Source organism: Pseudomonas sp. P4_C1 (assembly GCF_056402155.1).
Map to the genome: position 1 here is coordinate 89893 of NZ_JBFUHY010000008.1, position 15473 is coordinate 105365.

General features: G+C 60.4%; 15 protein-coding genes. 2 read left to right on the plus strand and 13 right to left on the minus strand.

Features of this window, described 5'->3' with window-relative positions; genetic code table 11:
- Positions 1 to 39: 39 nt before the first annotated feature.
- From AC1DU9_RS08140 to AC1DU9_RS08200, 13 genes are all read right to left on the minus strand, one after another.
- Positions 40 to 990 carry a S66 peptidase family protein gene (locus AC1DU9_RS08140; protein WP_477809991.1) on the minus strand — a complete coding sequence of 317 codons (951 nt, stop codon included), beginning with the start codon at positions 988 to 990 and terminating at the stop codon, positions 40 to 42.
- Positions 991 to 1162: 172 nt separating this feature from the next.
- Positions 1163 to 2161 carry a lipoyl synthase gene (lipA, locus tag AC1DU9_RS08145; protein WP_160385797.1) on the minus strand — a complete coding sequence of 333 codons (999 nt, stop codon included), beginning with the start codon at positions 2159 to 2161 and terminating at the stop codon, positions 1163 to 1165.
- Positions 2162 to 2186: 25 nt separating this feature from the next.
- Positions 2187 to 2834, minus strand: a complete 648-nt coding sequence (lipB, locus tag AC1DU9_RS08150) for a lipoyl(octanoyl) transferase LipB (protein WP_223460907.1) — start codon at positions 2832 to 2834, stop codon at positions 2187 to 2189.
- A complete protein-coding gene (locus AC1DU9_RS08155; protein WP_007990615.1) occupies positions 2834 to 3109 on the minus strand; it encodes a DUF493 domain-containing protein in 276 nt (91 codons plus the stop codon). Before AC1DU9_RS08155 ends, lipB begins: the two co-directional genes overlap by 1 nt.
- An 87-nt stretch (positions 3110 to 3196) precedes the next feature.
- The gene (locus tag AC1DU9_RS08160; RefSeq protein WP_223460905.1) at positions 3197 to 4354 is read right to left on the minus strand and encodes a D-alanyl-D-alanine carboxypeptidase family protein; all 1158 of its coding nucleotides are present in this window, start codon (positions 4352 to 4354) and stop codon (positions 3197 to 3199) included.
- Positions 4355 to 4540: 186 nt separating this feature from the next.
- Positions 4541 to 5551 carry a septal ring lytic transglycosylase RlpA family protein gene (locus tag AC1DU9_RS08165; protein WP_223460903.1) on the minus strand — a complete coding sequence of 337 codons (1011 nt, stop codon included), beginning with the start codon at positions 5549 to 5551 and terminating at the stop codon, positions 4541 to 4543.
- The gene (mltB, locus tag AC1DU9_RS08170) at positions 5551 to 6561 is read right to left on the minus strand and encodes a lytic murein transglycosylase B (RefSeq protein WP_223460901.1); all 1011 of its coding nucleotides are present in this window, start codon (positions 6559 to 6561) and stop codon (positions 5551 to 5553) included. Before mltB ends, AC1DU9_RS08165 begins: the two co-directional genes overlap by 1 nt.
- 17 nt (positions 6562 to 6578) lie before the next feature.
- Entirely contained in the window at positions 6579 to 7682 is a 1104-nt protein-coding gene (gene rodA, locus AC1DU9_RS08175) for a rod shape-determining protein RodA (RefSeq protein ID WP_108216488.1), read from the minus strand.
- Positions 7683 to 7713: 31 nt separating this feature from the next.
- Entirely contained in the window at positions 7714 to 9609 is a 1896-nt protein-coding gene (gene mrdA / locus AC1DU9_RS08180; protein WP_223460899.1) for a penicillin-binding protein 2, read from the minus strand.
- Between the two features lie 10 nt (positions 9610 to 9619).
- The gene (rlmH, locus tag AC1DU9_RS08185; protein ID WP_003185785.1) at positions 9620 to 10087 is read right to left on the minus strand and encodes a 23S rRNA (pseudouridine(1915)-N(3))-methyltransferase RlmH; all 468 of its coding nucleotides are present in this window, start codon (positions 10085 to 10087) and stop codon (positions 9620 to 9622) included.
- 9 nt (positions 10088 to 10096) lie between these two features.
- Positions 10097 to 10591: a ribosome silencing factor gene (rsfS, locus tag AC1DU9_RS08190; protein WP_110658309.1), complete on the minus strand. Its 495-nt coding sequence runs from the start codon at positions 10589 to 10591 to the stop codon at positions 10097 to 10099.
- A gap of 72 nt (positions 10592 to 10663) precedes the next feature.
- Positions 10664 to 11353 carry a nicotinate-nucleotide adenylyltransferase gene (gene nadD, locus AC1DU9_RS08195; protein ID WP_263289728.1) on the minus strand — a complete coding sequence of 230 codons (690 nt, stop codon included), beginning with the start codon at positions 11351 to 11353 and terminating at the stop codon, positions 10664 to 10666.
- A gap of 1 nt (position 11354) precedes the next feature.
- On the minus strand, positions 11355 to 12626 hold the full coding sequence (locus AC1DU9_RS08200; RefSeq protein ID WP_223460897.1) for a glutamate-5-semialdehyde dehydrogenase: 1272 nt from the start codon (positions 12624 to 12626) through the stop codon (positions 11355 to 11357).
- Between the two features lie 177 nt (positions 12627 to 12803).
- Between AC1DU9_RS08200 and AC1DU9_RS08205 the strand changes: the two genes are divergently transcribed.
- Both AC1DU9_RS08205 and AC1DU9_RS08210 read left to right on the plus strand, forming a co-directional pair.
- Entirely contained in the window at positions 12804 to 13502 is a 699-nt protein-coding gene (locus AC1DU9_RS08205; RefSeq protein WP_223460895.1) for a DNA-3-methyladenine glycosylase, read from the plus strand.
- Between the two features lie 106 nt (positions 13503 to 13608).
- Positions 13609 to 14925: a bifunctional DedA family/phosphatase PAP2 family protein gene (locus AC1DU9_RS08210; RefSeq protein ID WP_223460893.1), complete on the plus strand. Its 1317-nt coding sequence runs from the start codon at positions 13609 to 13611 to the stop codon at positions 14923 to 14925.
- Positions 14926 to 15473 lie beyond the last annotated feature (548 nt).

Consider the following 15473-nt stretch of genomic DNA (forward strand, 5'->3'; position numbering starts at 1 on the left):
GAGCCTGCTCGCGATGACTGCCTGACAGGCGAAAAATATCTAGCGCCTGGTAACCACATCCTGTTCCAACAGCAACTCCTTGTTCCCCGCATCCAGCCGCACCAACGCCCCCATCGGCAACGTCAGGTTCGGGTTGCAATGCCCACTGCGCCAGCCGGACAGCACCGGAATCGGCAATGGCTCGAACGTCTGCTTGAGCAAGCGCTCCAGCGCGACCACCTCAACTCCCGCGATGTCCCCCACCAGCACCCCACGCAGCTTGTGCAGGGTTCCCGCAAGACGCAGATGGGTCAGCAACCGGTCGATGCGATACAGCGGCTCGTTGATATCTTCGATGAACAGAATGACGCCCTCGGCATCGATCTGGTAGGGCGTACCCATCGTCGCGGCAATCATCGACAGGTTGCCACCGAGCAGGCGCCCATGAGCGACACCCGGTACGATCGTTGTCAACGGGCGGCCAATCGGATGCGTGAGCACGCTACCGGCCCTGCATTGCCCACGGAGCATGTTAAAAAAAGAGGATTCGGTAGGTGGCAGCCGCTCACCCAGCAGATCGGCGTTGAGCAGCGGGCCATGGAAGGTCACAAAACCCGCATAACGGCTGATCGCCAAATGCAACGCGGTGATGTCGCTGTAGCCGATGAATGGCTTGGCGTGGTGGCRCAGCAACTGGAAATCGACGCGATCAAGCAACCGAGGCGTGCCGTATCCGCCGCGCAGGCAAATGATGGCATCGACCTCCGGGTCGGTGAACGCGGCGTGCAGGTCATTGAGTCGTACATCGTCGCTGCCGGCGAGGTAGCCATCCTTCTCGAACACCCCGGGAAATATCCGCAGCGAGTAACCACGTGCGCGCATCCAGGCTATGGCCTTGCCGGTGTCCAGCGCAGCAGGGCCGGCAGGCGCGATCACGGCGATCAACCCTTGCATCGGCAACGCCGGTACAGGCGTGTGAGGCATGAGCGTGGGGTCAGGTCTTGCGGTCATCCATGGATCTCCCAGCGTAGAAGCGTCAAGCACACATTAGTCAGGAACGGCGACAAACAGAAGGGGATCAATCGTCCCGTCGTTCGCAGGAAAGGGCCGAAATCACTGTCAGACGGGCAAAAAAAGCCCGCAAGGCCGATTAAACCTTGCGGGCACTTTTCACAGCGCAGAATCAGGACGACATCAGCTCGGCCTTGACCAGCTTGGCCTGCTCGTCAGCGTGATACGAAGAGCGTACCAACGGACCGGACGCCACGTTCTTGAAGCCCATCTTGTAGCCTTCCTCGGCGAACCAGGCGAAGGTGTCCGGGTGCACGAAGCGCTGCACCGGCAAGTGGCTGCGGGACGGTTGCAGGTACTGGCCGAGGGTCAGCATGTCGATGTCGTGTTCGCGCATGCGCTTCATGACTTCGATGACTTCTTCGTCGGTCTCGCCCAGGCCCAGCATCAGACCGGACTTGGTCGGAATGTGCGGCATCATCTGCTTGAAACGTTGCAGCAGGGTCAGCGACCACTGGTAGTCCGAGCCCGGACGCGCGGCCTTGTACAGGCGCGGCACGGTTTCCAGGTTGTGGTTGAACACATCCGGTGGCTCGGCAGCGGTGATTTGCAGCGCGATGTCCATGCGGCCACGGTAGTCCGGGACCAGGGTTTCGAGCTGCACATTCGGCGACAGTTTGCGGATTTCGCGGATGCAGTCGGCAAAGTGCTGGGCACCGCCGTCACGCAGGTCATCACGGTCCACCGAGGTGATCACCACGTACTTGAGTTTCAGGTCGGCGATGGCGATGGCCAGGCTTTCCGGCTCGTTGACGTCCAGTGGCTTCGGACGGCCGTGGCCGACGTCGCAGAACGGGCAACGACGGGTGCAGATGTCACCCATGATCATGAAGGTCGCGGTGCCGCCGGAGAAGCACTCGCCCAGGTTCGGGCAGGACGCCTCTTCGCACACGCTGTGCAGCTTGTGTTTGCGCAGCAGGGCCTTGATGCGGTCGACTTCCGGTGAAACCGGGATGCGGACACGAATCCAGTCCGGCTTTTTCGGCAATTCCGTAGTCGGGATGATCTTCACCGGGATGCGTGCAACCTTTTCGGCGCCGCGCAGCTTGACGCCGGCTTCTACCTTGGGACGCGGGGCCGGGCGCTCGGTGACATCGAGCGTCGGGATCATGGTTTGCACTGCATCAGTAGTCATATCAGTCGATTCCGCCCGTCAGGGTCGTCTGCTCAGCATAGTCGAGGTGTTTGACGAGCTGCGCGCGCAGCCGGGCACTTACCTCGGCAAATTCAATCGATCCTGCGTGATCGCTCAGCTGGGTCATCGCCAGCCCGGCATAGCCGCAGGGATTAATCCGTCGAAACGGTTCCAGGTTCATGTCCACGTTCAGGGCCAGGCCATGAAAGGAGCAGCCATGGCGGATCCGCAGACCCAGCGAGGCGATTTTCGCCCCGTCGACGTAGACACCCGGTGCATCGGGTTTGGCCACGGCGGTTACGCCGTAACTGGCCAGCAGCTCGATCAGGCACTGCTCCATCCGGGTGACCAGATCGCGCACACCAAACCCGAGCTTGCGCACGTCCAGCAGCAGATAAGCCACCAACTGGCCAGGCCCATGGTAGGTCACCTGGCCACCACGATCGACCTGCACTACCGGAATATCACCGGGGAGCAGCAAATGTTCGGCCTTGCCCGCCTGGCCCTGGGTGAACACCGGTGGATGCTCTACCAGCCAGATCTCGTCGGCGGCATCGCTGCCGCGTTCGTTGGTGAAGCGTTGCATGGCATGCCAGACCGGCTCGTAAGCCATCTGGCCGAGCTCGCGAAAGCCCAGCGCGCCAGACATCACAGCACCATGTGCACGAAACCGGTGGCCCGCAGTTCGCTGTTGATGTTGTACAGCTGGTCCTGGTCGGTCGCGACGATGTGCAACTGAATGGTGGTGTATTTGCCGTTGCTGCTCTGGCGTTCGTCAACACGCTCATCGTTGATCTTGGCGTGTTTCTCGACGATCTTGATGATCTTGTCCTTGTTGCCCACACCGGTATCGCTGATTACCTTAACGGGATAGTCAGTGACCGGGAATTCGATCTTTGGCGCCTTTACTTCGGTATCGGTCATGGCGTAACGGCCTCGTAAGCGTAAGCCGTGGCGACGGGCATGGCTGCGCGCCAGATCAACGCGGAGCCATGCAGGTGCACACTAAATTCAGTTGAACAAGCCGTAGAAGAATAGACGGATGCTATCCCACATGCGGCGGAAGATACCACCTTCCTCGACAGCGTCCAGAGCGATCAGATCAGCGCTGTGCACGACCTTGTCGTCCAGTTTCACTTCGACTTTACCGATCACGTCGCCCTTGGCGATTGGCGCGACCAGCTGCGGGTTCATGGTCATGCTGGCAGCGAGCTTTTTCAGCTGGCCTTTGGGCAGGGTCATGGTCAGGTCTTCAGCCAGGCCAGCCTTGACCTGGTTCGTGGAGCCCTTCCAGACTGGAGCCTGAGCCAGCTCGGCGCCCTTCTGATAGAAGGTCTGGGTTTCGAAGAAGCGGAAACCGTAGGTCAGCAGCTTCTGGGTTTCTGCGGCACGAGCCACTTCGCTGTTGGTGCCGAACACCACGGCGATCAGGCGCATGCCATCACGTACGGCCGAAGACACCATGCAGTAGCCGGCTTCGTCGGTGTGGCCGGTTTTCAGGCCATCGACGGTCTTGTCGCGCCACAGCAGCAGGTTACGGTTCGGTTGCTTGATGCCGTTCCAGAAGAACTCTTTCTGCGAGTAGATCGCGTAGTGAGCCGGGTCTTCGTGGATGATCGCGCGGGCCAGCACAGCCATGTCGTGAGCCGACGAATAGTGCTCAGGGTTTGGCAAGCCGGTCGGGTTCATGAAGTGGGTGTTGGTCATGCCCAGGTCGGCGACGGTCTTGTTCATCAGGTCGGCGAAAGCGTCTTCGCTGCCGGCGATGTGCTCGGAGAGCGCGACGCTGGCGTCGTTGCCCGACTGGATGATGATGCCGTGCAGCAGGTCGCTGACAGTGACCTGCGAACCGACCTTGATGAACATCCGCGAACCGCCGGTACGCCAGGCGTTTTCGCTGACGGTCACCGGATCGTTTTCGCCGATCTGGCCGCGACGGATTTCCAGGGTCGCGATGTACGCGGTCATCAGCTTGGTCAGGCTGGCCGGCGGCAGACGCTGATCACCATTGTTCTCGACCAGCACGTTGCCGCTGCTGGCATCCATGAGCACGTAGGCCTTGGCAGCCAGTTGCGGTGGCGACGGCATCATCTCGACCGCGAAGGCGGCTGGAGAGAGGAGCAGCGGGACTAGAAGGCACAGGCGTTTGGCAAAGGTGGTGATGTTCATCCGTCTCTCGAAATCGCTAATGGAAACTGCCCGAAGGCAAAATTTAATCAGATGACTTTCTAACGAGTCATCGCGTGTTCAGTTGCTCACTCCAGCCACCCTTTGCCGGGCTTTTGTTCTTCGACGAGCCAACAACCTGGTTCATCCCCCAAAACTGCAGACGAACCGTCAATCAAGTTCTACGTTTTACTCAGTCACAACACTTGGCGAACCGAGATTGGCCAGGCGCACACTGTTCTGCACCTGCTGGATTTCACCCGGCGATCCGATCGGGCCCAGGCGAACCCGATGCAGGGTCTGCTGATTGCGCACGATCGAGCTGATGAACACCGGAGCGCTCACCATCCCGCTGAGCTTCGATCTCAGGAGTTCTGCAGCGTCCGGGTTGGCGAACGCGCCCACCTGCAGATACTGGCCAGAGGCTGGTGCAGAAGCGTTTTTTTTTGCGTCAGCAAGTTGTACGGGCACAACGGCTGCGGCGTGTTGCTGCGGCGGTGGTGTCCATTGCTCGACGGTGCCGGCCGAGGCCGTGATCACCGGGGCGCTATTCTGCGCGACTTGCGGCTCGTTGAGCATTAAAGGCGCCGGACGGCCCTTGGCGGCCCACCACTGTTGTGGATCGATGCCCTCGACCTTGACCCGCGCGGTACCGGTCTCGGCATAACCGAGTTTCTTGGCGGCCGCGTATGACAGGTCGATGATCCGGTCCGAGTAGAACGGCCCACGATCGTTGACGCGCAGGATCACGCTCTTGTTGTTGTCCAGGTTGGTCACCCGAACGTAACTCGGCAGCGGTAAGGTCTTGTGTGCGGCACTCATGCCGTACAGGTCATAGACTTCGCCGTTGGCGGTGTTCTGACCATGGAACTTGGTGCCATACCAGGACGCCGTACCCGACTGCACGTACGTCTTGGATTCTTGCAACGGAAAATAGGTTTTGCCCAGTACCGAGTACGGGCTGGCCTTGTACGGGCCGGTATGCAGGGTCGGCGTGGCGTCCGGGATGCGCGACACATCGACATCCCACCATGGCGCGCCATCCTTGTGGGCACGGTTGATGTCCAGCCCCGGCGTCGAGCGCACGGCGGTGGTGGACTTCTGGGCTGGCGCGCGGCTGGTCGAACAACTGGCGACCAGCACAGCCAACGCGGCGAATGCCATCAACTTCAGGGGTTTATTGATAGGCAATGCCCGCATTACTTGACGCCCCGTGCTTGGACCAGCTGTTCAGACAGTTGATGTACGGCCATGGCGTACATCACGCTGCGGTTATAACGCGTGATCGCGTAAAAATTCTTCAGGCCCATCCAGTACTCGGAGCCATTGTCGCCTTCCAGGCGGAAAGCGGTAACCGGCATATCATCGCGCAGCGCATCATGACTTGACCACCCCAGGGCTCGCAACTCCCCGACGGTTTTCGTTGGTTCGATTCCTGCGGTCAAACCCTCGTCGACCTGATCGCCACGGACATCGGCACGGCTGACCACCGGTTCGCCGGCGCCCCAGCCATGACGCTTGAAGTAACTGGCGACACTACCAATGGCATCGTCGGGGTTGGTCCAGATGTTGATATGGCCATCACCGTCGAAATCCACCGCATAGGCGCGGAAACTGCTCGGCATGAATTGCGGCAACCCCATTGCGCCGGCGTAAGAGCCTTTGAGCGTCAACGGATCGACCTGCTCTTCGCGGGCCAGCAGCAGGAACTCACGCAATTCCTTGCGGAAAAACTCGGCACGGGGAGGATAGTCGAAACCCAGGGTCGACAAGGCATCGATCACCCGGAAATTTCCGGTATTACGGCCGAAAAAGGTTTCAACGCCGATGATCGAGACTATCACCTGGGCCGGAACGCCGTATTCCTGCTCGGCACGGGCCAACACCGCTTCGTGCTGACGCCAGAAATCCACACCCCGGGCTATGCGCGCATCGGTGATGAACATCGGGCGATATTCGCTCCACTGCTTGACCCGTTCGGCGGGTTTCGAAATGGCGTCCAGAATCGACTGCTTGCGCTCGGCTTCGCGGAACACGCCCATCAATTGTTCACCGGCGAAACCATAGTCGCGGGTCATTTCACCGACGAATTCGGCCACCTGGGGTGAGCCTTCGTAGTCGCCGGCCAACGCTTCCTGCACGGTGCCAAGGATGCTTACCAGGCCGACCCATGGCGCATACCGAGTCACCCAGCCACGCATTACTTGCATTGAAAGTTTCACCTTATTCAAACCTGTGCGATCCACTTGCGATGGGTATGGATCGACATCAAAACCCCAAACGCTGACAGCAGCGTCACCAGCGAAGTTCCTCCGTAGCTAATGAACGGCAACGGCACCCCCACCACCGGCAACAGGCCACTGACCATACCGATGTTGACGAAAACATAAACAAAAAACGTCATGGTCAGGCTGCCCGCGAGCAACTTGCCGAACAATGTCTGCGCCTGGGCGGTAATCACCAGTCCGCGGCCGATCAACAGCAGGTAGATCAGCAACAGCGCGCAGATCCCCACCAGGCCGAATTCTTCACCCATTACTGCAATGATGAAGTCGGTGTGGCTTTCCGGCAGGAAGTCCAGGTGCGACTGGGTGCCCAGCAACCAGCCCTTGCCGAACACACCGCCGGAACCGATGGCGGCCTTGGACTGGATGATGTTCCAGCCCGTACCAAGCGGATCGCTCTCCGGATCGAGGAACGTCAGAATTCGCTGCTTCTGGTAGTCGTGCATGATGAAGAACCACATGGCAACCGCCACGGGCACGGCGGCGGCCAGTACGCCGAGGATCCAGCGCCAGCGCAAGCCACCCATGAACAATACGAAAGCGCCGCCGGCCAGGATCAGCAGCGAAGTGCCGAGGTCCGGTTGACGCACGATCAGAATGAACGGCACGCCGATCAGCATCAGGCTGACGCCCACATGCTTGAGCTGGGGCGGCAAGGTGCGTTTGGACAAGTACCAGGCGATCGTCGCCGGCATCAGGATTTTCATGAATTCCGAGGGCTGGAAGCGGATCACCCCGGGAATGTTGATCCAGCGGGTGGCGCCCATGGCGTTGTGGCCCATGATGTCCACCACCAGCAACAGCATTACCCCGACCACGTAGCCCAGCGGCACCCAGCGCGCCATGAAGCGCGGCTCGAACTGGGCGATGACGATCATCGACACCAGGCCGATGCCGAACGAAGTGGCTTGCTTGCCCAGCAGATCCCAGCTTTTGCCACTGGCCGAATACAGCACGAACAGGCTGCCGGCGGCGAGAGTCAGCAGCAGGATCAACAATGGGCCGTCGATGTGCAGGCGTTGCAGCAGCGTCGCACGGCGACGCATCACATCCTCGCTGGAGAGCATGCGATCGAAGTTATTCATCACGGGCGGTAGCCTCTGCACTGATAGGGCTGGCGTATTCGGGCTTCAACCGACCGTCCTGGTCCAGGAGCCAGGCATCCATGACTTGACGCACCACAGGAGCTGCGACGCCGGAGCCGGACTCGCCGTTCTCGACCATCACCGACACCACGATTTTCGGGTCGTCGGCCGGCGCGAAGCCGACGAACAAGGCGTGGTCACGGTGACGCTCCTGGACCTTGGAGCGGTCGTACTTTTCACCCTGCTTGATCGCGACCACCTGGGCCGTACCCGACTTGCCGGCGATTCGGTATTGCGCGCCGATCGAGGCTTTGCGCGCCGTACCCCGGGCACCATGCATAACCTGCTGCATGCCGTGGTTGACCTTGGTCCAGTCCGACGGGTCGCGCAGGATAATGTCCGGCATCGGGTTAGGGTCCACTGGCTTCTCGCCTTCGATGGTCCTGGCCAGGTGCGGACGATTCCAGATGCCTTTGTTGGCCACCAGTGTGGTGGCCTGGGCCAGTTGCAACGGGGTCGATTGCATGTAGCCCTGACCGATCCCCAGAATCAGCGTTTCACCCGGGAACCAAGCCTGCCGGCGGGTCGCACGCTTCCATTCGCGGGTCGGCATCAGACCCGGCGACTCCTCGAACATATCCAGGGAAACCTTCTGACCGATGCCGAACTTGGACAGATACGACGACAACCGATCGATCCCCAGCTTGTGGGCCAGGTCATAGAAGTAGGTGTCGTTAGAACGCATGATCGCCGTATCGAGGTCGACAAAACCGTCGCCGGTACGGTTCCAGTTACGGTATTTATGGTCGTAGTTGGGCAGCATGTAGTAACCAGGGTCGAACACTCGGGTCGAAGCGGTCACCACGCCGGAATCCAGGCCGGCAATCGCCACCGCCGGCTTGATGGTCGAGCCCGGCGGGTACAGGCCACGCAGCACGCGGTTGAACAACGGCCGGTCGATGGAATCGCGCAGCTCGGAATAGGCCCTGGAGCTGATGCCGGTGACGAACAGGTTCGGGTCGAAACTCGGCTGGCTGACCATCGCCAGCACTTCACCGGTTTTCGGGTCCAGCGCTACCACCGCACCACGACGACCACCCAGCGCAGCTTCGGCGGCTTCCTGCAATTTGATGTCCAGGCTCAGGACGATGTCCTTGCCGGGAATCGGATCGGTACGCTTGAGCACGCGCAATACGCGGCCCCGGGCGTTGGTCTCGACTTCCTCGTAACCCACCTGGCCGTGCAATTCAGGCTCGTAGAAACGCTCGATGCCGGTTTTGCCAATTTGATGGGTGCCGCTGTAACTCACCGGATCCAGAGTCTTCAACTCTTTCTCGTTGATCCGCCCCATGTAACCCACCGAGTGCGCAAAATGCGCACCCTGCGGATAGTGACGGACCAGTTGCGCGACCACTTCTACGCCTGGCAGGCGGAACTGGTTCACGGCGATGCGCGCAATCTGCTCTTCGGTCAGCTCAAACAGGATCGGCACCGGCTCGAACGGCCGGCGGCCCTGACGCATGCGCTTCTCGAAGATCACCCGGTCCTCGGGCGTCAGTTGCAGCACTTCGACGATCACGTCGAGCACCTGCTGCCAGTCGCCGGAACGCTCGCGGGTCATGCTCAGGCTGAAACTCGGCCGGTTATCGGCAATCACCACGCCATTGCGGTCGAAAATCAAGCCACGGGGCGGCGGAATCGGCTGCACATGGACGCGGTTGTTTTCCGACAGGGTCGAGTGGTACTCGTACTGGATCACCTGCAGGAAATACAGGCGCGCGATCAGCACGCCAATCAGCGCCACCACTGCAATGGCCCCGAACACGACGCGGCCACGCACCAGACGGGCGTCTTTTTCGTGGTCCTTGATGCGGATCGGCTGGGACATGAGGGCAGAGCTACTTGTGGTAAGGGTGACCGGACAGCACGGTCCAGGCACGGTACAACTGTTCGCCGATCAGGATCCGCACCAGCGGGTGCGGCAAGGTCAGCGGCGACAACGACCAGCGCTGGTCAGCCCGGGCACAGACTTCCGGCGCCAGCCCTTCGGGGCCGCCGACCATGAAGTTGACCGTACGCGAGTCCAGCCGCCAGCGATCGAGCTCGACCGCCAGCTGCTCGGTGCTCCAGGGCTTGCCGTGGACTTCGAGAGTGACAATCCGCTCGTTCGGCCCGACCTTGGCCAGCATGGCTTCGCCTTCCTGACGGATGAAGCGAGCCACGTCGGCGTTCTTGCCACGGGTATTGAGCGGTATTTCCACCAGTTCCAGCGCCAGCTCGGACGGAAGACGCTTGGCATATTCATGCCAGCCTTCTTCCACCCATTTGGGCATGCGTGAACCGACGGCGATCAGTCGCAGTCGCACAGCGGTCCCTTATTCCTGGTCTTTGTTGAGCTTGTTGAAGTGCTCGTGACCAACTTCAGGGCTGTGGTGTTTGCCATCGGCCGCGCGGCTCTGCTCGGCACCTTTCCACAGGCGCTCCAGGTCGTAGAACTGGCGTGCATTGGAAGTCATCATGTGGACGATCACGTCGTCCATGTCCAGCAGCACCCAGTCGCTATCGCCCTTGCCTTCTTCACCCAGCGGCTTGATGCCCAGGGCTTTGACCGCTTCGCGGACCTTGTCCAGCATCGCGCCGATCTGGCGGTTGGAGGTACCGGTGGCGATGATCATGTAGTCGGTGATGCTCTGCTTGTCGCGAACATCGATCACCAGCACGTCCTGGGCCTTGACGTCTTCCAGGGCGGCTACGGCGATCTTGACCAGCTCGTCGCCTTTAGGCGGCTCGGCAGCGAGGACTTTCTCAGGCAGCGGGGCGCTCTTGAACGTGCCTTTGCGTTTTACTTTGGTTTCGTTGTTGCTCGTCATATAAAACTCGTTTTGCTCGTATGTTCGGGGCTTCGATACACGTTGTTGCCACGTGCCTTGAAGCACTCCTATTCAGTTCGACGCACGGTAGAGACCGTGCGCATCGATGTAGGCCAGGACCGCGTCGGGCACCAGGAAACGTACCGACTTACCGCTGGCCAGCAGTTGACGGATCTGGGTGGCGGATACCGCGAGCGGTGTCTGCCAGACGAATGCAATCTGTCCGCTCGGCCCCTTGAGGGCCAGCGGGTCGCTCACCGAGCGCGCTGCCAGCAGGTTGCGCAAGGCATCCGGCGGTTCGCTGTCGGCATCCGGGCGTTGCAACACCAGGATATGGCAATGCTGGAGCAACTCTTCCCAGCGGTGCCAAGTGGGCAGGCCGCAAAAAGCGTCCCAGCCCAAAAGCAGAAAAACCTGGGTCTCGGCGGCCAGTTCGGCGCGCATCAGCTCCAGGGTATCAATGGTGTAGGACGGTTTGTCCCGCTGCAATTCGCGGGCGTCCACCACCAACGGCGCCACACCGGCTACCGCGCACTCGACCATCGCCAGACGGTCTTTGGCTGACACCTGCGGCGTATCCCGATGGGGCGGCCTGGCACTGGGTGTCAGTCGCAGTTCATCGAGCGCCAGTGTTTCGGCGACTTCCAGCGCACCACGCAAATGGCCGATGTGCACCGGGTCGAACGTTCCGCCCAGCACGCCAATGCGGCAAGGCACTGGCTCGCTGACGGCGATCGGGGCTGGCAGGTCTAAGTCGCCCAAGTCAGGCTGGCTCCTGTCCGCGCAACTGCCCGTCGCCGACCACGATGTACTTCTCGCAGGTCAACCCTTCGAGGCCCACCGGGCCGCGGGCGTGCAGCTTATCAGTAGAAATGCCGATCTCGGCACCCAATCCGTATTCGAAGCCATCGGCGAAGCATGTCGGGGTATTGATCATCACCGACGAGGAGTCGACTTCAGCCACGAAACGCCGGGTTTCGCCCTGGTGTTCGCTGACAATCGAATCGGTGTGATGGGAACCGTAGTGGTTGATGTGCTTGATGGCCTGGTCCATTCCGTCGACTACACGGATCGACAGAATCGGCGCCAGGTATTCGGTGCTCCAGTCTTCTTCAGTGGCGACCACGGCATCGATGATTGCCCGGGTACGTTCACAACCGCGCAGTTCGACGCCTTTTTCGCGGAACTGTGCCGCCATCGCCGGCAGGAAATCCCTGGCGACGGTTTGATCCACCAGCAGCGTTTCCATGGCACCGCAGATGCCGTAACGGTAAGTCTTGGCATTGAACGCAATGCGCTGGGCCTTGGCCAGATCGGCGTGTTCACTCACGTAAACGTGGCAAATGCCGTCCAGGTGCTTGATTACCGGTACGCGGGCGTCACGGCTGACACGTTCGATCAGGCCACGACCGCCGCGCGGCACGATGACATCGACGTATTCAGGCATGGTGATCAGCGCGCCGACGGCCGCGCGATCGGTGGTTTCGACCACTTGCACCACGGCGGCCGGCAACTCTGCTTCGGCCAGACCGCGCTGAATGCACGCGGCAATCGCCCGGTTGGAATTAATCGCTTCGGAGCCACCGCGCAGGATGGTCGCGTTGCCGGACTTCAGGCACAAGCTGGCGGCATCGATGGTCACGTTAGGACGGGATTCGTAGATGATCCCGATCACGCCCAGTGGCACGCGCATCTTGCCGACCTGAATGCCCGACGGACGGAAGCTCATGTCGCGGATCGCACCGACCGGATCCGGCAGCGCAGCAACCTGACGCAGACCGACGATCATGCCGTCGATGCGTGCCGGGGTCAGTTCCAGACGCTCCAGCAACGCTGGCTCCAGACCATTGGCACGACCGGCAGCCAGATCCTGTTCATTGGCTGCTGCAAGCTCGGCGCGAGCGGCGTCCAGGGCATTGGCAGCAGCCTGCAAGGCGCGGTTTTTCTGCGCGGTGCTGGCACGGCCGATGACCCGGGAGGCTTCACGGGCGGCGCGACCCAATCGGGTCATATAGTCAAGAACGGACTCAGTCATGGTCTGCTGGGGTCTTGGCAAAGAGGAAAGCGGCAGATTATAGCTGTCGCGTCCCGGGACTAACAGCGGTGACGGGCGGATGGTCGAAATGAACGCTGATTCGCCAGCGTTCAGGCCCAATTAAGCCGTGCATTGTTATCATCACGACCTCTTCAGTCTGGATAAACGTTGCCTGCCATGTCCAATCTGACCGTTCGCAACCGCGCCGAGCGCCTGCCGCTGGGCTTACCGGATGCCTTTTTCGACCGAGATGCGCAAATGCTGGCGCAGGATCTGCTCGGTAAAGTCATCCGTCATCGGGTCGGCGATCTGTGGCTGAGCGCGCGGATCATCGAAACCGAAGCCTATTACTGCGCGGAAAAAGGCAGCCACGCCTCGCTGGGCTACACGGAAAAGCGTAAGGCTTTATTTCTGGATGGCGGCCACATCTATATGTATTACGCCCGTGGCGGCGATTCGCTGAACTTCAGCGCTCAAGGGCCAGGCAATGCGGTGCTGATCAAATCGGCTTATCCGTGGGTCGATGAAATCAGCGGGCCGGCGAGCCTTGCGCAGATGCTGCTGAACAATCCCGATGCTCAAGGACGTGCGCGGCCATCGCAGAAACTCTGCGCCGGGCAGACCTTGCTGTGCAAGGCACTGGGGTTGAAGGTTCCGATGTGGGATGCCAAGCGTTTCGATCATGACGTTCTTCTGGTAGAAGACACCGGGCCGGCGCCTTCGCACATCATTCAAACCACACGCCTGGGCATTCCCCATGGCCGTGATGAGCACCTGATGTACCGCTTTGTCGACGCGACCTACGCGCAATGGTGTACGCGCAACCCGCTGCGACGCGGCCAGGTCGAAGGCCGGGATTATTTCTTGCGGCCCTGATATGCGCTAAATCCGCGACAAATGAAATCCCACAAGGGGGAACTGAGTGCTGCTGAAGATTGCCTGCATCCTTTGGGATCAATTGAAGTTTTGATGGAGTGGTTTTATGGGCCCATGGCTCGATAGCGTGACCGGATGGCTGGCGGCCAATCCGCAGTGGCTGGCTGCTGCGGTCTTCATTGTTGCCTTTGTGGAGTGCCTGGCGATTGCCGGCTTGATCGTGCCAGGCACCGTGCTGCTGTTCGCCGTCGCCGTTTTGGCCGGCAGCGGCGCGCTATCACTGAGCGAAACTTTGTTGCTGGGCTTTCTCGGCGGGATTTTCGGTGATCTGATCTCGTACTTCCTCGGGCGCCATTTCCACCAGAACATCCGAAGACTACCGGGGTTGCGCCATCATCCTGAATGGATGGCCGGCGCTGAAAGCTATTTCCAGCGCTACGGCATTGCCAGCCTGTTGGTCGGTCGCTTCATCGGCCCGCTGCGACCGATGTTGCCAATGGTCGCCGGGATGTGCGACATGCCCTTCCCGCGCTTCGCTGCTGTCAGCCTGCTGGCCGCCGCCGGCTGGAGCCTGGCTTATCTGCTGCCGGGTTGGGCCACCGGGGCGGCCTTGCGCCTGCCATTGCCTGAAGGGTTCTGGCTGGAAGCCGGAATTGTCGCAGGCAGTATTGCGGTGATGATCGGACTCAGCGTCAACAGCAGCCTGCGCCGCCACCGTCGCGCAACCATCTGGATCGGCAGCATGAGCCTGTTGATTCTGATCGGCCTGTTCATCGGCTATCCGTACCTGACGGCACTCGATCAAGGCGTGATGACGCTGGTGCAGGAACACCGCCAACCCGTGCTGGATGAAATCGCGATCACACTCACCCTGATCGGTGAGTTCCGCAACATGCTGCTGTTCAGTGCCCTGCTCACCGGCCTGCTATTGCTGTGCCGACAATGGCGCCAGGCGCTGTTTGCCGGCGGCACCCTGCTCTGCACCGCCCTGGCCAATACCGCGACCAAGAACTTCTTCGCCCGGGTACGCCCGGAAGTGCTCAGCGACCCCTTGACCAGCTACAGCATGCCCAGTGGCCACGCTTCGGGGGCGTTTGCCTTGTTTCTGACCCTTGGGGTACTCGCCGGTCGCGGACAGCCCCCGCGTATGCGCCTGACCTGGCTGCTGCTGGCCTGCCTGCCGGCACTGTCGATCGCCTTGTCCCGGGTTTATCTCGGCGCACATTGGCCCACCGACGTGCTGGCCGGCGCCATGCTGGCAGCGTGCGTGTGTGCCGTGAGCTTGTGGCTGAGCCAACGCCAGACGTCCCTCAATGCCATGCCCTTCAAGGTCTGGTGGCTGATCCTGCCGGCACTGTTGGCATTGTTCAGTTTTTTCGCCTTGCGTCATCTGCCCCCTGCAATGTTGCGGTACGCCTACTGACATCACGGGTTCGCCAGTCTATCGACTCACAGCAACAGAGTCCCTTCTTCGCCACGCTTCAAGGAATTCTCCGACAAGCGTGGTGCTTGATCTCGCGAGTTGCCTGATTGCGACGCGGCCGCGTCTTCGCTGAACATCCGCCTGACTAATAATCGAAGTTACATATTTTCCCGTCACTTCCAAAGTCTTCACCTTTCACGACCTGAAAAATCAATTACATTAAAACCCACTTTGTCGTGAACCACGCACAATCCATATTTCAACAATGTAACTACTAACTTATCGCTTTTTCATATTCACCAAAAATGCCATCAGGCGGATCAACATAACTTATCAATTTTATTTTATAAGCGAGTTTGCCATGAGTCCCAAAACACCCCGCAAGCCACCCGTAACAACTCCGAATAAACCGGTATCAACGAACGAGCCAACAATAAGGCCTGATTCGAGCACTTCAATATTCGTGCCCCATAGAACCTGGCCTGCCGACGCCACTGCTCCTTTGAGGTCCAATAATGGTCTTGCAACTCGCCCGGACATTGATCCAC